Origin of the sequence: Tardiphaga sp. OK245 (assembly GCF_900108575.1) — a bacterium.
Classification (GTDB): Bacteria; Pseudomonadota; Alphaproteobacteria; order Rhizobiales; family Xanthobacteraceae; genus Tardiphaga; species Tardiphaga robiniae.
This window is the reverse complement of record NZ_FNWZ01000004.1, coordinates 885,874-906,017: the sequence shown is the minus strand read 5'-3', so window position 1 is coordinate 906,017 and position 20,144 is coordinate 885,874. Positions and strand designations below refer to the sequence as shown.

General features: G+C 61.9%; 17 protein-coding genes. 8 read left to right on the top strand and 9 right to left on the bottom strand.

The features are described from left to right. The first annotated feature begins 213 nt into the window (after positions 1-213). Positions 214-645, top strand: a complete 432-nt coding sequence (locus BLW80_RS22925) for a hypothetical protein (protein ID WP_089262853.1) — start codon at positions 214-216, stop codon at positions 643-645. 1 nt (position 646) lies between these two features. Here BLW80_RS22925 and BLW80_RS22920 read toward each other — a convergent pair whose 3' ends face one another. From BLW80_RS22920 to pyrE, 3 genes are all read right to left on the bottom strand, one after another. Continuing rightward, complete coding sequence (locus BLW80_RS22920; protein ID WP_502688623.1) at positions 647-1,468, bottom strand: DUF2865 domain-containing protein; 822 nt, start codon at positions 1,466-1,468, stop codon at positions 647-649. 100 nt (positions 1,469-1,568) lie between these two features. After that, positions 1,569-2,933: a sodium:proton antiporter gene (locus BLW80_RS22915; RefSeq protein ID WP_093760092.1), complete on the bottom strand. Its 1,365-nt coding sequence runs from the start codon at positions 2,931-2,933 to the stop codon at positions 1,569-1,571. Between the two features lie 115 nt (positions 2,934-3,048). Continuing rightward, on the bottom strand, positions 3,049-3,612 hold the full coding sequence (gene pyrE, locus BLW80_RS22910; RefSeq protein ID WP_170849765.1) for an orotate phosphoribosyltransferase: 564 nt from the start codon (positions 3,610-3,612) through the stop codon (positions 3,049-3,051). 175 nt (positions 3,613-3,787) lie between these two features. On the opposite strand from pyrE, the gene BLW80_RS22905 reads away from it, so the two are divergent. Next, positions 3,788-4,414, top strand: coding sequence for a glutathione S-transferase family protein (locus tag BLW80_RS22905; RefSeq protein ID WP_093759844.1), 627 nt, complete (start codon positions 3,788-3,790; stop codon positions 4,412-4,414). Between the two features lie 219 nt (positions 4,415-4,633). Here the strand turns inward: BLW80_RS22905 and BLW80_RS22900 are convergent, their stop codons facing one another. Next, the gene (locus BLW80_RS22900) at positions 4,634-5,269 is read right to left on the bottom strand and encodes a LysE family translocator (protein WP_089262849.1); all 636 of its coding nucleotides are present in this window, start codon (positions 5,267-5,269) and stop codon (positions 4,634-4,636) included. 120 nt (positions 5,270-5,389) lie between these two features. Beyond that, complete coding sequence (polA, locus tag BLW80_RS22895; RefSeq protein WP_093759842.1) at positions 5,390-8,410, bottom strand: DNA polymerase I; 3,021 nt, start codon at positions 8,408-8,410, stop codon at positions 5,390-5,392. Between the two features lie 139 nt (positions 8,411-8,549). Between polA and BLW80_RS22890 the strand changes: the two genes are divergently transcribed. Further along, a complete protein-coding gene (locus BLW80_RS22890) occupies positions 8,550-9,155 on the top strand; it encodes a hypothetical protein (RefSeq protein ID WP_093760090.1) in 606 nt (201 codons plus the stop codon). A gap of 3 nt (positions 9,156-9,158) precedes the next feature. Here BLW80_RS22890 and BLW80_RS22885 read toward each other — a convergent pair whose 3' ends face one another. Further along, on the bottom strand, positions 9,159-10,223 hold the full coding sequence (locus tag BLW80_RS22885) for an acyltransferase family protein (RefSeq protein WP_093759840.1): 1,065 nt from the start codon (positions 10,221-10,223) through the stop codon (positions 9,159-9,161). 202 nt (positions 10,224-10,425) lie between these two features. Between BLW80_RS22885 and hrpB the strand changes: the two genes are divergently transcribed. The 5 genes from hrpB to BLW80_RS22860 all read left to right on the top strand — a co-directional run bounded on the left by hrpB (position 10,426) and on the right by BLW80_RS22860 (position 17,417). Beyond that, positions 10,426-13,026, top strand: coding sequence for an ATP-dependent helicase HrpB (hrpB, locus tag BLW80_RS22880; protein WP_244528392.1), 2,601 nt, complete (start codon positions 10,426-10,428; stop codon positions 13,024-13,026). 230 nt (positions 13,027-13,256) lie between these two features. Beyond that, positions 13,257-14,306 (top strand): 3-oxoacyl-[acyl-carrier-protein] synthase III C-terminal domain-containing protein, encoded by a 1,050-nt coding sequence (locus BLW80_RS22875; protein WP_139285893.1) that lies wholly within the window; start codon positions 13,257-13,259, stop codon positions 14,304-14,306. A gap of 24 nt (positions 14,307-14,330) precedes the next feature. Continuing rightward, positions 14,331-15,128 carry a hypothetical protein gene (locus BLW80_RS22870; RefSeq protein ID WP_093759834.1) on the top strand — a complete coding sequence of 266 codons (798 nt, stop codon included), beginning with the start codon at positions 14,331-14,333 and terminating at the stop codon, positions 15,126-15,128. Positions 15,129-15,255: 127 nt separating this feature from the next. Continuing rightward, positions 15,256-15,774: a TIGR02281 family clan AA aspartic protease gene (locus BLW80_RS22865; RefSeq protein WP_093759832.1), complete on the top strand. Its 519-nt coding sequence runs from the start codon at positions 15,256-15,258 to the stop codon at positions 15,772-15,774. A 143-nt stretch (positions 15,775-15,917) separates the two neighbouring features. Further along, a complete protein-coding gene (locus BLW80_RS22860) occupies positions 15,918-17,417 on the top strand; it encodes a phosphomannomutase/phosphoglucomutase (protein ID WP_093759830.1) in 1,500 nt (499 codons plus the stop codon). Between the two features lie 60 nt (positions 17,418-17,477). On the opposite strand, the gene BLW80_RS22855 is transcribed toward BLW80_RS22860, so the two are convergent. From BLW80_RS22855 to BLW80_RS22845, 3 genes are all read right to left on the bottom strand, one after another. Next, positions 17,478-18,374 carry a LysR family transcriptional regulator gene (locus BLW80_RS22855; protein ID WP_093759828.1) on the bottom strand — a complete coding sequence of 299 codons (897 nt, stop codon included), beginning with the start codon at positions 18,372-18,374 and terminating at the stop codon, positions 17,478-17,480. A gap of 10 nt (positions 18,375-18,384) precedes the next feature. Further along, positions 18,385-19,422: a YeiH family protein gene (locus tag BLW80_RS22850; protein WP_093759826.1), complete on the bottom strand. Its 1,038-nt coding sequence runs from the start codon at positions 19,420-19,422 to the stop codon at positions 18,385-18,387. A 145-nt stretch (positions 19,423-19,567) separates the two neighbouring features. Then, positions 19,568-20,077, bottom strand: coding sequence for an Lrp/AsnC family transcriptional regulator (locus BLW80_RS22845; RefSeq protein ID WP_089262825.1), 510 nt, complete (start codon positions 20,075-20,077; stop codon positions 19,568-19,570). Positions 20,078-20,144: the final 67 nt, after the last annotated feature.

The following is a 20,144-nucleotide window of genomic DNA, read 5'->3' as shown; positions in this document are numbered from 1 at the left end:
ACCAAAATCATACGCGCATTTGGCTGCTCCCGGAACCCGTGGGGGTGGCGAGCTTTTGCCATGGAGCTGCCCGGGATTTGGGCAGGCATGCGAGAACCGAATTTATAAAAATTGGAACAAATTAAGAACAAATTAGTAAGCTATTGATATTCCGAGGTGATTCGTTGCCTTCGCCTACAATATCTATGGTCTGTTCAAGCTCGCGAGGACTAGATGTCCACCATTGCCTTCGATCAGTTTGCTCTCACCCGCATAGCCGACTTTGCGCGGTCGCTGTCGCGGCTGCATTTGATGGCGCGCCGGCATCCGATCGATGACGATCAGATCGATCGCGAGTTCAACACCGTTTGCCTCTCGGTCTGGGGCTATACGACGGACGACATCAGCGATGACCTGTTCTCGCTGGAAGATCACGCCTGGCTCGATCAGCTTGACGAGGCACATGCGCGGATCTTTGCTGCCGAGCAGGGCTACGACCTCGTCGACGACCACGGTATGCTGACGGACTGGTGGGGCTATTGCTGGATGATCCTCGCCGAGAAGCGCGGATTGCTGACGCCGGAGAATCGTGCGGCGGCGCGTGCCGAGATCGAGGAGAAGTATCTCTCGGCGCCGAACGTGATCGGCGTCATCGTCGGTCGATGATCTATTGAAGCTCGGCGCGCTTGGCGCGGGCAGCCGGCGCGCTCTTCGGCACGACGGTCGTGGCAGCAGCCGGCGCTACATCACGCGCGGCTTCCGACATCGGCGCTTCGTCGGTGATCATTTCGGCGGAGACTGGTGCGACTTTCATCTCGCCGAGCCGGGCACGGACATCCGAGGTCAGGCCGGGATAGTTTGCCACCGGCGTGAATTCCGCGGTCTGGGTGTTACCGGTGCGGACGCCCGAGAAAGCGACGAGACCGTTGGTGGTGGCGATGACATCGCCGGGACGCAAAGAAGTGTCCAGCGTGAGATCGACCGGCGCGAGGCCGGAGGGATCGCGGCCGTTGCAGGTGCAGTCGGCCTTCAGCGCCTTGCGATAGGCGAAGGCGTTTTCCAGATCGTTGTAGCGCTCGCCAGTGCTCGACGAGGCGCTTTCGATGCTGCTGCCGAACAGGACCTTGGTGGTCGCCGCCGGGCAGAATGCCTGGCACATCTGAGCCGCGCTCATGCCGCGACCGAGCGGAAAATACTTGCCGTCGCAGGTGCGCACGCAGAAGGCCGGGCCGGAGCCGCCGATAGATGCGCTGCGCTGCGGTGGCGGCGCTTCGGCCGGGGTGTTGAGGCCGAATGGATCCGAGAAGAAATTGCTCTCCGGCGCGGGCGCGCCGCGGCGCTGCTGCTGTTTCTGCGGCTGGCCGCCGCCGAACAGGAAATCGAAGAAATTCTGCGCAGATGCCATCTGTGGGGTCAGTGCGACGAGGCTCATGGCCGTCAGCAGCAGCAGGGGACGCACGACACGCGAGGATGTTCGATTGTGACGCAACGCCAGCTCCGCGACCGCATGTCAGTGCCCGAGCGAAAACGCTCCGGTGCGGTGTCATGTTAGGGCGTCATGGTAAATGAATGGTAACCAGCGCGGCGCGCTAGATGAAAAACACCCATGTCATCACCAGGAAGACCGGGATCAGCACCGCACCCGACCACAGGATGTAACCGAAGAAGCTTGGCATTTTTATGCCCGCGTCGCGGGCGATGGCATAGACCATGAAATTCGGCGCGTTGCCGATATAGGTGTTGGCGCCCATGAACACTGCGCCTGCTGAAATCGCCGCCAGCGTCGCCGCGCCCGATGCCATCAATGTCTTGGCGTCACCGCCGGTGAGTTCGAAGAACACCAGATAGGTTGGCGCATTGTCGAGGAACGACGACAGGATGCCGGTGAGCCAGAAATAGGCGGCATTGTTCGGCGTACCGTCGGCATGGCTGACGAGCGCCACCAGCGACGCAAACGGGCCATTGGCACCAGCCTGCAGCATGGCCATGACCGGCACGATGCAAATGAAAATGCCGGCGAACAGCAGTGCGACTTCCTCGATCGGCCCCCATTTGAAATCGTTCGCCTTGCGGTGCTCGGTCTTTGTCAGCCACAGCGACGCAAATGTCACCAGCACGAAGATCACGTCGCGCAGCAAATCCTGCAATGCGAGCGGCGTGCCGAGTACGGTGAAAGTGATGCCGGGCTTCCAGCTTGCGCTCATCAGGATTGCGCCGATGATCACGACCAGCAGCAGCAGGTTGATCTTGCCGTGCAAATGCAACGGCGAATCCGGCGTCGGATCTTTCTTCGCAGGCAGATTGCCTTCGCGGTGATGCAGCCAGACATCGAGCACCATGAAGATCGCCAGCACGATGCCGGCCGCGAACAGCGTTTCCGGAAAAATGTGCACCGTGGTCCAGAAGAAATCGACGCCGCGGAGGAAGCCGAGGAAGAGTGGGGGGTCGCCGAGTGGTGAGAGCGAGCCGCCTATATTCGAGACGAGGAAGATGAAGAACACCACCACGTGGGCGTTAGTGCGACGATCGTCATTGGCGCGGATCAGCGGCCGGATCAGGATCATCGACGCGCCGGTGGTGCCGACGACGCTGGCGATCAGCGTGCCGAAGCCCAGCAGCGCCGTATTGGTGAAGACGCTGTTATGCAGGTTGCCTTCGACATAGATTCCGCCGGCCACGGTGAACAGCGCCAGCAGTAGCAGAATGAACGGCAGATATTCGAGCAGCACGGTGTGGGAGAGCGTGTGCACCACGGTCGTTGCATCAGTCACGAAGAACAGCGGCACGATCACCAACGTGGCCCAGAACGCGGCGAACTTGCCGTAATGGTGCTCCCACAGATGGTGATAGAGCACCGGCCCCGTGGCGATGCACAACAGGATGCCGGCAAACGGTAATGCCCACAGCAGCGACAGCCTGGTGCCATCGAGGCCGCCCTCGGCTGCGTGCGCCATATCGGGCGCAAGCGTGACAATGAGGAGCAAAGCAGCGAGGGCGATGAAGCGAAGCAAAAGGTGACCTTTCACTGCGTCCTTGCGCGCATTGTGCGCGAACGGAGCCGATGAAGGATCAACCCTTCAGAAATTCCCCGGCCTTGTAAAGCGAGCGAAACGCCACGCCGGCCTTGGCAAAGGTTTCGGCTGCGCCTTCATCGCGATCAACCATGGTGAAGACCAGCACGACTTCGCCGCCGGCCTCGCGCACCGCATCGAGTGCCTTCACGGCAGAGCCACCAGTGGTGGTCACGTCCTCGACGATGACAATGCGTTTGCCTTCCAGTGTCTCGCCCTTGGCGAGACCTTCGACAGCGAGACGTGCACCGTGCTCCTTCGGCTTCTTGCGGACGAAGAAGGCCGCGATCGGATGGTTTTTCAGCCAGGAGAGCTGCGCCAGCGCGCCGGCCAGCGGCACGGCGCCCATCTCAAGCCCGCCAACATAATCGAGATTGTCGTCGCGCAGCGCGTCATAGGTTAGCTCGGCCAGCAGGGCCGCGCCTTCCGGGTGGCACATCGTGGGCTTCAGGTTGAAATAGAAATCGCTCTTGCGGCCTGAAGCCAAAGTGATCTCACCATAACCGAACGAACGGTCGCGGATGATCTCGAAGAGGCGGGCGCGGGCGGCTGATTTGGTCAATGGCATGTCTCTGCTGAAACGGTCTCTGTGCTGAACCGGGCGCAATCTATCGACGCTTTCCGGCACATTCCAGACTGGCGCGGGCCTCGTCAACACTCTCGGGCCGTTTTACCGCCCATCGAGACGATGCTACAGACCGGGCAACAAGATCAGGCAAGACCGGAAGAGGAATCGCATGACTATCGAGCTGCACACCTGGAATACGCCGAACGGCCGCAAGGTCTCCGTCGCGCTGGAGGAAATGGGCCTGCCTTACAAGGTCTTCCCGGTGCATATCGGCAAGGGCGAGCAGATGAAGCCCGAATTCCTGAAAATCAGCCCGAACAACAAGATCCCGGCCATCGTCGATCCCGACGGGCCGGATGGCAAGCCGGTCAGCGTGTTCGAATCCGGCGCCATCTTGCTCTATCTCGGCGAAAAGACCGGCAAATTCCTGCCGAAATCTCTCGGCGAGCGGATTCCGGTGCTGGAATGGCTGATGTGGCAGATGGGGGGCTTCGGTCCGATGCCCGGCCAGGTGCATCATTTCATCGCGCTGGAAGATGAGACCCAGCGGGCCTACGGGTTGAAGCGCTATTCCGATGAGACGCGCCGGCTCTATGGCGTGCTGGATCGTCGCCTGGCCGACCATGAATTCGTTGCCGGCGCGCTCTCGGTGGCTGATTTCGCCATCCTCGGCTGGGCCTGGCGGCATGAGCGCCACAAGGTGTCGTTCGCCGATTTCCCGAATGTCGGCCGCTGGTACGACACGCTGATGGCGCGTCCGGGTGTGAAGCGCGGCATGGACGCGAAGCTGGATTGAGGTCGGCTCCCTCTCTCCGCCCTTTGCGGGGAGAGGGCTGGGGTGAGGGGCATGGCGCTGACGTCACAACGTCCGTGCTACTCGCGTATTACGCAACGCGTGGTTCGACTTTCCGATCCGATAGACTGTTCGTGAGGCAGGCCCGGTGTCCTGCCCCTCACCCGCGCGCAAAGGTGGGCGCGACCTCTCCCCGCAAAGAGCGGGGCGAGGTTAGGAAGATCACGCCTTCCGCGTTTCCAGTGCCATGCGCACGGCGAGGCCGGCCAGCACCGTGCCCATCAGCCAGCGCTGCAGCTTGAGCCAGGTCGGTCGCTCGCCGAGAAACAGCGCGATCGACCCGGCGCCGAGCGCGATCAGCCCGTTGACGCCGACGCTGATGATCGTCTGCGTCGATCCGAGCACCAGCGACTGCGTCAGCACGCTGCCGGCCGTGGGATCGATGAACTGTGGCAGCAGCGCCAGATACAGCATCGCGATCTTTGGATTGAGCAGATTGGTGACGAAGCCCATGACGAACAGCTTGCGCGGGCTGTCGATGGCGAGCTTCTTGACCTGGAACGGCGAGCGTCCGTTCGGCTTCAGCGCCTGCCATGCCAGCCACAGCAGATAGGCCGCACCGGCGAGCCTCAGCGCGTCATAGGCGTAAGGGACTGCGAACAGCAGCGCGGTGATGCCGAAGGCCGCGCACAGCATGTAGAAGATGAAACCCAGTGCGACGCCGCCAAGCGACACCATGCCGGCCGCAGGCCCCTGCGTGATCGAGCGCGAGATCAGATAGATCATGTTCGGCCCCGGCGTCAGCACCATGCCGAGCGAGACGAGGGCGAAGCCGAGCAGGGACGTGAGATGGGGCATGGGACTACTCGCAGGCTGGGAATGGTCGTTGTGTAGTCCATGCGATGGCGTCGGACCATTTCGGATTCAGCATCGCAGATAGTCGAAATCCATCTGCAATGCCGTTCGTGGGCGGTAAAACTAGTGCGCCTCTTCCCAGTTATCCGCCGCGCGCGCATCGACCTGCAGTGGCACCGACAGCAGCACCGCCGGGAACGGTGCGTCCTGCATGGTGTGCTGCACGATCGGCAGCGTCGCCGCGACTTCGTCGTCGGGCACCTCGAAGATCAGTTCGTCATGCACCTGCAGCAGCATCTTGGCTGAGAGCTTCTTCTCCGCCAGCGCGTCCTCCATCCGCGTCATGGCGCGGCGGATGATATCGGCAGCGGTGCCCTGCAGGCGGGCGTTGATCGCGGCGCGTTCGTTGAAGGCGCGGATCGAGGCGTTCGAGGCCTTGATGTCCGGGTAATGACATTTACGCCCGAACAGGGTCTGCACATAGCCGTGCTCCCGGCAGAAATCGCGCGTCTGGTCCATATAGGCGCGGATGCCCGGGAAGCGCTCGAAGTATTTCTTGATATAGGCGCCGGCTTCCTCGCGGGGGATGCTGAGCTGGTTGGCGAGGCCGAACGCCGAAATGCCGTAGATAATGCCGAAATTGATCGCCTTGGCGCGGCGGCGGATTTCCGCCGGCATGTCCTTGACCGGCACGCCGAACATTTCCGAAGCCGTCATGGCGTGAATGTCGAGGCCGTCCTGGAAGGCCTGTTTCAGCACAGGGATATCGGCGATCTCTGCCAGCAGTCGCAATTCGATCTGCGAGTAGTCGGCCGACACCAGCTTGTGGCCGGGCGCGGCGATGAAGGCACGGCGAATCTTGCGGCCATCCTCGGTACGAACAGGGATGTTCTGCAGGTTCGGTTCGTTGGACGATAGGCGGCCCGTGGTGGTCGCCGCCAGTGCGTAGGTGGTGTGAACGCGATGGGTCTGCGGATGCACGTAATTCGGCAGCGCGTCGGTATAGGTCGAACGTAGTTTCGATACCTGACGCCAGTCGAGTATCTTGCGCGGGAATTCGTGGCCTTGTTCGGCGAGGTCATCGAGCACCTGCGCCGAGGTCGACCACGCGCCGGTCTTGGTCTTGCTGCCGCCCGGCAGACCCATCTTGCCGAACAGGATATCGCCCAATTGCTTGGGACTCCCGATATTGACCTCCTCGCCGGCGATCTCCCGGATTTCGGCTTCGATGCGGGCAGCAGTCTGCGCGAAATCGGCCGAGAGTTTTGACAGCACCTGACGGTCGATGGAGATGCCGCGGCGCTCCATGCGGGCCAGCACGGAAATCAGCGGTCGCTCCAGCGTCTCATAGACGGTGGTCATGCGCTCGGCCGCAAGGCGCGGCTTCAGCACATTCCACAGCCGCAGCAGCACGTCGGCGTCTTCGGCGGCATAGGCCGTGGCGCGGTCGATCTTGACCTGTTCGAACGTCAGCTTGCCCTTACCGGAGCCGATCAGTTCGCCAAAGGTCAACATGGCATGGCCGAGCCAGATCTCGGCGAGCGCATCGAGGCCATGGGCGTTGCGCCCGGCGTCGAGCGCATAGGACATCAGTTGCACGTCGTCATGATTGCGCAGCGTGATGCCGTGTTGTGCGAGCAGCACCGCGGTAAACTTGATGTTGAAGCCGATCTTCAGCAGGCCCGCGGATTCCAGTACCGGTTTCAGCGCAGCAAGCGCATCGGCGGCCTTGATCTGGTCGGGCTCGAGATCGGCGGCGAACAGGCCTGCGCCGTCGCCGGACTGGCGATGGGCCAGCGGCACATAGCAGGCATCATTCGGACCGAGCGACAGCGCGATGCCGACCATGTCGGCCTGCATCGGATCGATCGACGACGCCTTGCATTCGAATGCGACGTGACCGGTATCGAGGATGCGGGTGATCCATAGCTCGAGCTCTTTCAGGGAGCGTACAGGCTGATAGGCCTCGCGCTTCACTGGCATCTTGCGCGCGGCTTCGGCGCGGGCCTTGGCCAGCGAGATCGGGGTGAGCACGTCCTTGCTGCCTGGACCGGTCGCATGAGCACTACCGCTCACGGGGCTGGTTGCGCCTGTTTTGCCTTTCACTGTGGGTGTAGATTCGGTGTTCCCGAACAGATCGCCGCCTGCTCTATGAGCGGAGGGCGCGGAGCTGCTCTTCGTTGCGCTGTCGGCATCCACATCCGCCGGATCGATCTCGGCATATTCAGCGACACGGCGCGTCAGCGTCGAGAATTCCATCGCCTTCAGGAACGCGATCAGCTTGCGCGCGTCGGGCTCGTGCACCGCGAGGTCATCGAGCGGCACGTCGAGGGCGACCTTGTCGTCGAGCAGCACGAGCTGCCGCGAGATGCGCGCCTTCTCGGCGTGCTCGATCAGTGACTCACGGCGCTTCGGCTGCTTGATCTCGCCGGCGCGGTTCAGCAGCGTTTCAAGATCGCCATATTCGATGATGAGTTGCGCAGCGGTCTTGATGCCGATGCCGGGGACGCCGGGCACGTTGTCGACGCTGTCGCCGGCTAGCGCTTGTACTTCGACGACCTTGTTCGGCGGCACGCCGAATTTCTCGATCACCTCCGCAATGCCGAGGCGACGATCCTTCATGGTGTCGTACATGGTGACCTGTTCGGTCACGAGCTGCATCAGATCCTTGTCCGACGATACGATGGTAGCGGTCGCGCCGCGTTCACCGGCTTCGCGGACATAGGTCGCGATCAGGTCGTCGGCCTCGAAACCACCTTGTTCGATGCTCGGCAGGTCGAAGGCGCGCACGGCGTCGCGGATCAGCGCGAATTGCGGGATCAGGTCGTCCGGCGCCGGTGGCCGGTGCGCCTTGTATTCGGGATACAGCTTGTTGCGGAAGGTCACTTCCGACTTGTCGAAGATGATCGCCAGATGCGTCGGCCGGTTGTCCGGCGGCATGTCGCGGATCAGCTTCCACAGCATGTTGCAGAAGCCCAGCACCGCATTGACCTGCAGCCCGTCGGATTTGCGGTTCAGCGGCGGCAGCGCGTGATAGGCGCGGAAAATATAGGACGAGCCGTCGACCAGAAAGACATGGTCACCCTTCGCGAGGGCCTTGACGGTGGCGGGCTTGGCGGCGGCTGTTTCTGAGGTTTTCGGCATGGCCGCAACTTAAGGATTTTCGCCGGAAATGACAGTCTGTCGGCCGGTCATCCCGCCGGTTTTTGTCATGTGGTCCGGCTTGCGTCGCGCCCTGTTCCATGTGCCCTTGCGCCGGTCATTGCCAATCGAAGGACCCTTCATGCCTGAGCTCGCCGAACTGATGGACAAGATGAAGGGCGTGGAGGCCGAGATCGAGGCCGAGCTGACCCGCCGGCGGGAAGAGCTGCGCTTCCGTTTCGAGCGGCGCAAGATTGTCTTCGAGCAGGATATCGAGAAGCTGCAGCGCGCCATCAAGGTGGGCGCGTCGAAATACCTCTTCAGCGCCAATCCGCTGATCGTATTGTCCGCTCCGGCGATCTATTCACTGATCATCCCCTTCGTACTGATCGATCTCTGGGTGATGGCCTATCAGGCGGTCTGCTTTCCGATTTATGGCATCCCCAAGGTGCGGCGGCGCGACTATCTGGTGTTCGACCGGCATCACCTCGCTTACCTCAACATCATCGAAAAGGTGAACTGCGCCTATTGCTCATACTGTAACGGCGTGGCCGCCTTCGTGCGCGAGGTTGCCGCGCGCACCGAGGTTTATTGGTGTCCGATCAAGCATGCACGCCGCGTGCTCGGCCCGCATCCGCATTATGTCGGATTTGCGGATTTCGGCGATGCGGAAGGTTTCCGCGCCAAAATTGAGGGTATGAAGGACGGCGTGAAGCTCGATGACGGAAGGTCGCCGACGGCGGTGTAAGTTCTACTCCGCCGCCTGCAGCGTCGCGCTTTTCTTCTTCGGCGCAATCCAGAACGCTGCCGGGCGTTCGAACAGGAAGTTCGCACGGACCATCAGTGCAAGCCGCCAGATCACCAGCGCGCCGATGACGCCGCAGAGTGTCACCAGCAGCGAGATCGTGCCGATGTCGAACGGGCTGAATTTCAGCAACAGCGCGCGGGATGTCGCCATCGGCAGGAAGAAGGCGAGATAGATCACGATGGAATGCTCGCCGAAGAAGCGGATGAAGCCGAGCCACTGCATCTTCGCCAGCAGCGTGCCCATCACGATGATCGCGACCGCGCCGGCAAAGCCGAGCAACAGCGAGATCACGGGCCATTCGCTGCAGCCGTCATAGACGAGGGCGGCATTGACCAGCGCCCAGGCGGCGAGGCCGACCAGCGCCATCGCCGGCTTGGCCCGAGCCCGATCGGACAGCGCGAAGACCTGTGTCGCAAACAGATAGCCCGAATAGAAATAGACGAAGCGCGCGCAGAACTCGTCGATCATCGTCCAGCCGGTGCTGATATGCGCCATCTCCAGCGCGGCGGCGATGCCCCAGATCAGCAGCGGCGGCACGCGCCGCGCCAGCTTGGTGACGATGAAGAACACCGGCAGCATATAGATGAACCACAGCGTACCGAACGGCTCGATGTAGGAGATCAGATAGAGATTGGCGACATAGGCCCAGCCGTGTTCGGCAGCAAAGCCGGGCGCCTTGAAGCCGAACTGGATGGTCACCCACAGCACGTAGAAATACAGGAAGTGGACGACCTTGCGGTCGAGATAGGTCCGCCAGTCGCGGTCGATGACACGGGCCAGAAAGAGCCCGGAGATCAGGAAGAAGTCCGGCATCCGGAACGGTTTGGCAAAGGCCACCAGCAGATGCATGTAGCCGGTCTGGCCGGCGGCCAGTTCGACACCCAGCACCGAATGCATCATCACCACCATGATGATGCAGATGCCCTTGGCGTAATCGACCCAGTCGATTCGCTCTGTCCCTGACAGCGCCGCGCGATCGGCGACGGCGAATGTGCCACTGGTGGTCATCGGTATCCCCTGTTCGGCGCTTCTTTTGGCGGGATCATGAGACGAGATCGGTTTCAATTGCCTTTCTCTGAACCCCAAATATGCCCCGCAAATGGTCGCGGCAGGGCGAGTTTGGCGGGGTGGTTAACGCAGGTTAAGGAATGTGGGATGGTCCGCCGCTCCGCTGCCGCGTATGACAGCCGGGACCATTACAGAGCCTGATTTGACCCGAACCTTCGATACATCCCTGCCCATCGACGCTGTGCTCGATGAGCTGTCAGGCGCGCTGGACGCCGGCAACGCCGCGGTGCTGGTGGCGCCGCCGGGCGCCGGCAAGACCACGCGCGTGCCGCTGGCGTTGCTCGATGCGCCGTGGCTGAAGGGCAAAAAGATCATCATGCTGGAGCCGCGCCGCATTGCAGCCCGCGCCAGCGCCGAGCGGATGGCGAAAACGCTGGGCGAGCGCGTCGGCGAAACCGTCGGCTATCGCGTCCGCTTTGGCTCCAAGATCTCGCGCAACACCAGGATCGAAGTGGTCACCGAAGGCATCTTTTCGCGGCAGATCCTCGACGATCCCGAGTTGAAGAATATCGGCGCGGTGCTGTTCGACGAATTTCACGAGCGTTCGCTCGATGCCGATATGGGACTCGCTCTGGCGCGCGACGCGCAGACCGGATTGCGCGAGGATCTGCGTATCCTGGTGATGTCGGCAACCATCGACGGTGCGCGCATCGCGAAGCTGCTTGGCGACGCGCCGGTCATCGCCAGCGAGGGCCGCGCTTATCCGGTGGAGACGCGCTATCTCGGCCGCAAGCCCGATATCCAGCTCGAGCGGCAGATGGCCGACGCCATCGCGATCGCCTTGCGCGCCGATCCCGGCTCGGTGCTGGCGTTTTTGCCGGGCGCTGCAGAGATCCGTCGCACGCAGAATTTCCTCGCCGAGCGCGTGCAGGACGCATCCATCGAGATCGTGCCGTTGTTCGGTGCACTCGATGCCGGCGTGCAGGACCGTGCCATCCAGCCCGCGCCCAAGGGACAGCGCAAGGTGGTGCTGGCGACCTCGATTGCCGAGACCTCGCTGACCATCGAAGGCGTGCGGATCGTGGTGGATTCCGGCGTCGCGCGCGTGCCGCGCTATGAGCCGGACATCGGACTGACGCGGCTGGAAACCGTGCGGGCCTCGCGCGCCGCCGTCGATCAGCGCCGCGGCCGCGCCGGACGTACGGAGCCCGGCATCTGCTACCGGCTATGGGACGAACCGCAGACTGCCTCATTGCCGGCCTATACGCAGCCCGAAATTCTCAGCGCCGATCTGTCGACGCTGGTACTCGATCTCGCGCAATGGGGCGTCAGCGATCCCGCACAACTGACTTTCCTCGATCCGCCCCCGGCGCCGGCGCTGAAGGAAGCGCGCGGCCTGCTCGGCGAACTCGGCGCGCTGGATGGCGATGGCCGCATCACCGAGGAAGGTCACGCGCTGCGTGCGCTGGCGCTGCCGCCGCGACTGGCGCGCATGATCGTGGATTCGGCGCGCTTCGGTCATGGCGATGAGGCCGCCGAGATCGCCGCCATCCTCACCGAACGTGGTCTTGGTGGCGACAGTGTCGATCTCGACCACCGCCTCGATCAATTCCGCCGCGACCGCTCGCAGCGCGCCGGCAGCGCCCGGCAGCTCGCAGAGCGCTGGGCGTCGCAGGTCGAAGGCAACGGGCGCGGCGCTTCTGCTCCCTCCCCCCTTGCGGGGGAGGGTCGGGGAGGGGGGTCCACAAGTGAGGTCGGAGCGTGGGGCACCCCCATCCCCGACTCTTCCCCGCAAGGGGGGAGGGGGCTCGACCGCCGCAGCCCAACCTCGGATACGCTGACCACCGGCACTATGCTCGGCTTTGCATTCCCGGATCGCGTGGCCAAGAATCGCGGCAATGGCAGTTTCGTGCTCGCCAATGGTCGTGGGGCGTCGATCGAACAAAGCGCGGCGCTCGCGCGGGCGCCCTATATCGCGGTGGCCGAGCTCACCGGCACCGCCGCCAATGGCCGTATCCTGCTGGCGGCACCGATCGCGCAGGCCGATATCGAGGCGCGTTTCGCCGATCAGATCGAGAATACCGACGATGTCAGTTTCGATCGGGCGTCGATGTCGCTGCGCGGCCGTCGCAAGCGTGTGCTGCATGCGATCACGCTGTCCGAAGCGCCGTTCACGCTGAAACCGTCCGAAGACACCGCGCGCGTGTTCGCCGACGGTCTGGTTGCCGCGGGCATCGATCGCCTGCCATGGTCCAAGGCGCTGCAGCAGTGGCGGGGGCGCGTGATGTTCCTGCGTGCGTCGGAAGGCGACGCCTGGCCCGATCTGTCCGACACTGCGCTCGCTGCGGCGCGCGAAAGCTGGCTGATGCCGGCGCTGTTCGACAAGATCTCGCTGAAGGACTTTTCGGCGGGCGATCTGTCCGACGCCGTGATGGGTCTGCTGCCCTGGGATCTGCGTGCGCGGCTCGACAAGGAAGCGCCGACGCATTTCGAGGCGCCGACGGGGACGGTACTGGCGATCGATTACGAAGCCGAGCAGGGGCCGACCATTGCCGTCCGTCTACAGGAATTGTTCGGGCTCAACACCCATCCGTCGGTCGCCAAGGGCAAGGTGCCGCTGGTGCTGGAATTGCTGTCGCCGGCGCAGCGGCCGGTGCAGGTGACGCGCGATCTACCGGGCTTCTGGCGTGGCAGCTACCTCGACGTGCGCTCGGACCTGCGCGGCCGCTATCCGCGACATCCCTGGCCGGAAGATCCCGCCAATGCGCTGCCGACGCGCCGCGTGAAGCCGCGCGGGACTTGACCGGATTCACTTGTTCACACGGGCGGCATTTCATGAATTATGGGACAGAATGGTCCCGCTGGACAAAATCGTTGATCGATTCCGGCCTGAGCAGGCGTCCGCGTCTGGTTTTCGTAGCTGGACGTGAATGCAGCTTGGACTTGAAGAAGCTACACACAGAGCTTTCTGTCTTCTAGCTTGCGCGTATTTGCAATCGATCGCCGAGGCGATTGATAGTTCGTGAGGAAATCGTGATCATCAGATCCGTAGCGCTACGCACGCCGTCTCAATGCCTGACCAATGAAGACATCCTTCAGCGCATCCGCGAGTATAATGTGCGGGCTCCGTCAGACGACGTGTTACGTTATTGCAGAAAAATTGGTGCGATGTTCGAGAACGTTGGAGCCGAGACCCGATATATCCGCGATCGGAAAGGCGGGGAAAAAGGCTTCGATCTGATCATGGACGCGATGCGCGCTGCCCTTGAAGAAGCGAGCATGACCGCGGCCAAGATAGATCTGGTCATATTTTGCGGCGTTGGGCGCGGCTTTCTCGAGCCCGCAAACGCGGCATTCATTGCCAAGGCGCTCGGGGGTACGTGCCAGGCCTTTGACATCAGCGAGGCGTGCATGAGTTGGGTTCGCGCATTGCAAGTCGCGAACGGCTTTCTTGCGGCAATGTCCTATTCAAACATTCTTGTCGTAAATGCCGAATTTGGTGTTCACGAGCATGGCCTGCCCGGCATCCTGGGAATTCGCTCTGACGCGCATCTCGAATTCAGCTTTCCGTCGCTTACAATCGGCGAGGGCGTGTCGGCCACGGTTCTGTCGCGTTCTGAAAACCGGTGGAATTTCAAATTCAAGTCAATTCCGAAATATGCGTCGCTGTGCAACCTGCCACTGGATGGCTTCGAGGATTACTGCGAGCCCGATCCGCGCATCGGAGCAAATGGCAATCATCAACTCGCTGCCTACGGACAACGTCTGGGCCTGGTGGCAATCCGGGAAATGATTGCATTTGTCCGGCAGAACTACCAGAATGCGACTAATATTGCTGCCGTCGATGCTTGGCTGCCGCACAATCCAGGCGAGGCGGGACTGGCGCTGATGGCGACGCGGCTCGGTCTAGGGAGCAAGCTCCATACGGGCATTTTTCGAAAATTCGGAAATCTGGTTTCCGCCTCCATTCCGGCAGCGCTCTATACGGCAACCAGGGACGGGCGGTTGAAGCGAGGCGACCGTATCGTGTTTTGCCCGGCCTCGGCAGGGATGTCTTTCGGGCTGGTCGAAGGTGTGTATTGAGTTCGATGTTTCAGGGGATTTCGTATGCCTGAAGACGATCAGAATGCGGCAGGCGGTCAGAAAGGTGCTGACAACGCGACAGCAAAAGACACCGTAAACGCAGGACGCGATCCGAAAGAATGGACGGCGGATTTCAGCAATCCGATCGTCGTTCTCGCAATGCTGATCCTGCTCAGTCTTTTCGTCATGATTGGAGCGTCCATATTCGGAATCGATCATGGATTTCTCGTCGGCATGGCCAAGACCGATCTGGCACGCGGGTTGATCACCTATCTCTTTGCGGTCGTCACGATCGGCATTGCCGTTGCTCTCGTTCTGTCGACATTGGTCGGGCCAGAGCCGACCGATAAAAATGATGGAAGGTTTCAAAGAGGCAAGGAAGTTCTCTCGCTTCTGCTCGGAGTGTTTGGCACGATCGTCGGCTTTTACTTCGGTTCCGAGACATCGAGCTCTGCAAAGGAAGCGCCGTACCAGCTCTCGAGCATCGACATTTCGCCTCAGCCGGTGGAGCCCGCGGGCCAAATCACCGTGAGGGCGGTGGTGAAAGGCGGCAATTCGCCAATCCGTTTCGGTGTGGGGCAGAGTTCCGACACCATCGAGATCAAGGACCTCGTTCTCGACGGCGGATGGATCGTCAAGCCGCTCCAGCTCAAGCCTGCGAAGCCCGGCGAAAATCAGACGATCCGCCTGCTGGTAGAAGATGCGCAGGGAAAGCGGCTCGAGCAGGTCGCTCCGATCAGGCGAAGTGCACAAAACCAGCAGCCGCAGGCCGCGCCCGATAAATCCAAGGGCACAGCTCGGCGACAAAGTGCCGCTCATTAACGCTTCGCTCATCCTTTTCGCGAAAATAGCAGTCTGTAAGACCGTCCTGAAGACCGTCCTGAACGGACGGTGGTGAGCCCGTGTGATGAACTCGCGGTTCCCCTGATGGCGTTCAGTGAGGTTGCGTATGCGTAGTATCATGTTCTTCGCGGCGATCCTGATCGGTCTGGGCACCGTGATGGCGCAGATGGCCGACAAGATGACGGCGACGACGCCGGCCATGGCGAAGGCGTCATCCCCCGCACCCACCACACAGGCCAATGCAAAGGCCGGTGTCCGTAGCCTGTCGATTGCGCGCGATGCGCGCGGTCACTTCCAGACTGAGGGGAGCATCGAGGGCCAGCGCATCGGCTTCATGGTCGATACTGGCGCGTCCGTCATCGCATTGAATGAAAAGTCGGCGGCGCGATTTGGTCTGCGTCCGTCGCGTGCCGATTATAACGCCACGGTGACAACGGCGAACGGAACGCTGAAGGCTGCGCGCACGCGAATCGCTGTCGTGCAGGTCGGTGAACTCACCGTGCGTGATGTCGATGCGATGGTGCTGCCCGATGAGGCACTGTCCGAGAATCTGCTCGGCCTGTCGTTTCTCTCGAAGTTGAAACGCTTCGAATATGCAAATGGCCGGATGGTACTCGAACAGTAGTACCTCATATCCCCACGCATTTACGCCGCAGCCCAATTCTAAACAAACTCGCATCCTTGAATGCCCATGCGTCTTCCCACAGGCGTGCGCAAAGGCTAAGCCTGCGCATTCAAGATTGATCCCAATTGATGCGAGGTCCTGCGATGTTTCCGAAGCCGAAGCCCTTGCTCGTGCCGAATACCTACGCTTACGAATCCGAGCCGATGGTAAAGGCCACGGGTTTTCGCGAATATGACGCGCGCTGGCTGTTCGGCAAGGAAATCAACCTGATGGGCATTCAGGCGCTGGGCATGGGGCTCGGCGCGCTGATTGCAGAACTCGGCCAGAAGCAGGAAATCGTCACCGGACACGATTTCCGTGGCTACTCCGCCTCGATCAAATACGCGCTGATGACGGGCCTGATGGCCGCCGGCTGCAAGGTCCATGATATCGGCCTCGCGGTAACGCCGATGGCCTATTTCGCGCAGTTCGATCTCGACGTGCCCTGTGTCGCCATGGTGACAGCCTCGCATAACGACAATGGCTGGACCGGTGTGAAGATGGGCGCCAGCAAGCCGCTGACCTTCGGTCCGGACGAGATGGCCCGGCTGAAGGAAATCGTGCTCAATGCCGAGTTCAAGAACAAGGCTGGCGGCTCCTATCAATTCCACGAAAACTATCCGGCGCGCTATATCGCCGATCTCACCAATCGTCCGAAGCTGAAGCGCAAGCTGAAGGTCGTCGTGGCCTGCGGCAACGGCACCGCTGGTGCTTTCGCACCCCAGGTGATGGAAGGGATCGGCTGCGAGGTGATTCCGCTCGATACCGAGCTCGATCACACCTTCCCGAAATACAATCCGAATCCGGAAGACATGGAAATGCTGCACGCGATCCGCGATGCGGTGCTCGAACACAAGGCCGATGTCGGTCTTGGTTTCGACGGTGATGGCGATCGCTGCGGCGTCGTCGACAACACCGGCGAGGAAATCTTCGCCGACAAGGTCGGCGTGATGCTCGCGCGCGATATGTCCGCGGTTCACAAGGATGCGACCTTCGTGGTCGACGTGAAATCGACCGGACTGTTCGTGACGGATCCGGTGCTGCAGAAGCAGAATGCCAAGACGACCTATTGGAAGACCGGCCACTCCTACATGAAGCGCCGCACCAATGAGCTGAAGGCGCTCGCTGGCTTCGAGAAGTCCGGTCACTTCTTCTTCAATGCGCCCGTGGGCCGTGGCTATGACGACGGCCTCGTCTCAGCGATTGCGGTCTGCGAAATGATGGACCGCGCGCCCGGCAAGACCATGGCCGATCTCAAGGAGGCGTTGCCGAAGACCTGGTCGTCGCCGACGATGTCACCGCATTGTGCCGACGAGACCAAATATGGCGTCGTCGCTGCGGTGGTGAAGCATTTCGAGGATGCGCAGAAGAAGGGTGACAAGGTCGCCGGACAATCGATCCGCGATCTCGTGACGGTCAACGGCGTGCGCGTCACCTGCGAGGACGGCAGCTGGGGTCTGGTGCGGGCGTCATCGAACAAACCGGAGCTGGTGGTCGTTGTCGAAAGCCCGGTCTCCGAAGCGCGGATGCACGACATGTTCGAAGCCATGAATGTGGTGCTGCGGACGCATCCGGAAGTCGGCGCGTATAACCAGACGATCTAATTTCTGCTGTTATCGCCCGGTCAAGCCGGGCGATAACAGTTAGTGGAAGATCGTGCAGAGCTACAGGCGGGCTGCCTGATCCGCCATGATCATCTCCGACATCTCCCTGGCCGCCTGCGTCACATAGCGCTCCTTGTGGCGCAGCTGGATGAAGCGCCGTGTCGGCAGCGAGGCTTCGAGGGCGATGAGATCGCCGCTGCCGATCAAGGCGGCGGCAACCAGGCGTGAGATGATGCTCGCACCAGCGCCGGCCACGACGGCCGCGCAGACGGCTTCGTTCGACGGTAGCTCCATGGCAATACGGATGTCATCGGGCGCGATTCCTGATTGGTCCAGTACCGATTGCGCAATGGCGCGCGTGCCGGAGCCGACTTCACGCAGCACCCATTGCGTCTCGGCGAACTGAGCTGGCGCGATCGTGCGTTGTCGCGCCCATGGATGCGATTGACCGACCACCAGCACAAGTTCGTCGTCGCCCACGGGCTGGGTCGCGAGCGCCGGATCGTCAACCGCGCCTTCGACGATGCCGAGATCGACTTCGCCGTCGCGCACCCAATCGGCCACCTGTTCGGTATTTCCGATGCGGAGGCTGAGGTCGATTCCGGGGAAGCGCTGGCGATAGTGCGCCATGACAGGCGGCAGAAAGTAGTTGCCGACGGTCTGGCTCGCGGCCAGCGCAAGGGAGCCGCGCGTCATGCCAGCCATATCGGTGAGGACGGTCGTCGCGGCGGCAGCGCGTGCCAGCACGGCCCGGGCTTCGATCAGAAAGGCGCGGCCAATCTCGGTCAATTCGATGCGGCGGCCGACGCGGTGAAACAGCTGCGTCGCATAGCGCGCTTCCAGCGCCGCAATGGCGGCGCTGGTGGCAGATTGGGTAAGATGCAGACTCTCGGCAGCCCGCGTCATGTGCTCGTGTTCGGCGACGGCGACGAAGATCCGGAGCTGTTCGAGCGTCATGGCATCTCCATCATGTAGTCAGTTTCACCAGCATGAGGCTGAAGCCGGCAATGAACAGGAAGGCTGCAGCACCCAGCAGCAGCGGGCGCAGGCCCTTGGCGCGCAGCTTCTGGATATTGGTTTCCAGCCCCATGGCGGCGAGCGCCATGGTCAGCAGGAAGGTCGTGATCGGAATGATCACGCTCATAGCTGCATGCGGCACGTCAACGAGGCTATTCAGGATCACCATCGCCACGAAGCCGAAGGCGAACCACGGCATCGGCACCTTGGCGCTGCCGGATTCCGCGCCGATGGAACGTGCGCGTCGCGTCGCCAGCAGGCCGAGTGCAATCACCACCGGTGCCAGCATCATCACGCGCGCGAGTTTCGCGACGGTACCGAATTCGCCGGCGTCGCGGCTCTGCTGGAAGGTGGCCGCGACCACCTGCGCGATCTCGTGGATCGATGCGCCAGCCCAAAGCCCGAAATGATGTGGGTCGAGCTGCAGCACGCTACCGAGTAGCGGATAGACGAACATGGCGATCGAGCCAAAGATGGTGACGCAGGCGACCGCGTAGGCGACATCCTCATCGGGCGCGCGGGTCACGGTGTTGGTTGCGATCACGGCGGACGCGCCGCAGATCGATGTGCCGGCGGCGATCAGTTCGACCAACCGGCGATCGAGACCCATCGTGCGGCCAAGCCATGTGGTGAAGATGAAGGTTGCAAGGAGCGTCGCCGCGATCACCGCGAAGCCGATGCCGCCAACTTCCAGCAACTGCGCCGCGGTGAGCTGCAGGCCGAGCAGGATGATGGCGAAGCGCAGGATGCTGCGCATGGAGAAACTGATGCCGGCTTTGGCCGCAGCCGGCGCGCCGGATGTGTTCTGGATCGCGATACCGATGCCGATGGCCAGGATCATCGGACTGGCGAGGCCGATATAGGGGATTTCACGCAAGGCGAGTGCAGTGCCGGCGATGGCGCCGGTGAGCGCCAATCCGGGAAGAAGCGGGAGGTTGCGAGCAGCAAGCGGGCTGGTACGGTTCGCATCTTGGGCAAGAACGGTCATGGGCCAAACTCCGGTTTGGCCACATCCTCATGCCGTTTGATCAATAAATCTAATTGATCATTATTGTTGATTCAATCGAAGTGTATGATTGATCTGTTTCGGCGTCGTCGCCCGGTCCGACAGGGCGACGACAGCGCGGTATTTCTCAAGCAGCCGGCATGGGCGGCACCGGCAGTGCCGTGACCGACTTGATCTTCTCCATGGCGAAGCGCGAGGTGACGTTCTTCAAGGCCACGGCACTGATCAGCTTCTTGTAGAAGATGTCGTAGCTCTGCATGTCGGCCACGACCACGCGCAGCATGTAGTCGACGTCGCCGGCCATCCGGTAAAATTCCATGACTTCGGGCATGGCGCTCACGGCATCGGCGAACTTCTTCAGCCAGGCGTCGGAATGGTCGCCGCTCTCCACCGAGACAAACACCGAGATACCGAGGCCGATCTTGTTCTGATCGACCAGGGCAACCCGGCGGAGGATCACGCCATCGGCCTCGAGGCGCTGGATGCGCTTCCAGCACGGTGTCGACGAAAGCCCCACGCGGTCGCCGATCTCGGCCACCGACAGCGAGGCGTCTTCCTGCAGGACGGTCAGGATCTTGCGATCGATCGCATCGAGGCGGCGGGTGGATTCAAGGGGCTGGTCGGCGACATCGGTCATGGGAAGAACTTTGTTCTAATTATGGGGTCGAGTAACCTCATATATAGAACATTCTTCCAAGGCAAGC

What these genes read in the sequence shown, in the direction of transcription:
- BLW80_RS22925 (WP_089262853.1), top strand. Translation starts at nt 214, where the DNA reads ATGTCCACCATTGCCTTCGATCAGTTTGCTCTCACCCGCATAGCCGAC.
- BLW80_RS22915 (WP_093760092.1), bottom strand. Translation starts at nt 2,933, where the DNA reads ATGGCGCACGCAGCCGAGGGCGGCCTCGATGGCACCAGGCTGTCGCTG.
- BLW80_RS22905 (WP_093759844.1), top strand. Translation starts at nt 3,788, where the DNA reads ATGACTATCGAGCTGCACACCTGGAATACGCCGAACGGCCGCAAGGTC.
- BLW80_RS22900 (WP_089262849.1), bottom strand. Translation starts at nt 5,269, where the DNA reads ATGCCCCATCTCACGTCCCTGCTCGGCTTCGCCCTCGTCTCGCTCGGC.
- polA (WP_093759842.1), bottom strand. Translation starts at nt 8,410, where the DNA reads ATGCCGAAAACCTCAGAAACAGCCGCCGCCAAGCCCGCCACCGTCAAG.
- BLW80_RS22890 (WP_093760090.1), top strand. Translation starts at nt 8,550, where the DNA reads ATGCCTGAGCTCGCCGAACTGATGGACAAGATGAAGGGCGTGGAGGCC.
- BLW80_RS22885 (WP_093759840.1), bottom strand. Translation starts at nt 10,223, where the DNA reads ATGACCACCAGTGGCACATTCGCCGTCGCCGATCGCGCGGCGCTGTCA.
- BLW80_RS22870 (WP_093759834.1), top strand. Translation starts at nt 14,331, where the DNA reads ATGCCTGAAGACGATCAGAATGCGGCAGGCGGTCAGAAAGGTGCTGAC.
- BLW80_RS22865 (WP_093759832.1), top strand. Translation starts at nt 15,256, where the DNA reads ATGCGTAGTATCATGTTCTTCGCGGCGATCCTGATCGGTCTGGGCACC.
- BLW80_RS22860 (WP_093759830.1), top strand. Translation starts at nt 15,918, where the DNA reads ATGTTTCCGAAGCCGAAGCCCTTGCTCGTGCCGAATACCTACGCTTAC.
- BLW80_RS22855 (WP_093759828.1), bottom strand. Translation starts at nt 18,374, where the DNA reads ATGACGCTCGAACAGCTCCGGATCTTCGTCGCCGTCGCCGAACACGAG.
- BLW80_RS22850 (WP_093759826.1), bottom strand. Translation starts at nt 19,422, where the DNA reads ATGACCGTTCTTGCCCAAGATGCGAACCGTACCAGCCCGCTTGCTGCT.
- BLW80_RS22845 (WP_089262825.1), bottom strand. Translation starts at nt 20,077, where the DNA reads ATGACCGATGTCGCCGACCAGCCCCTTGAATCCACCCGCCGCCTCGAT.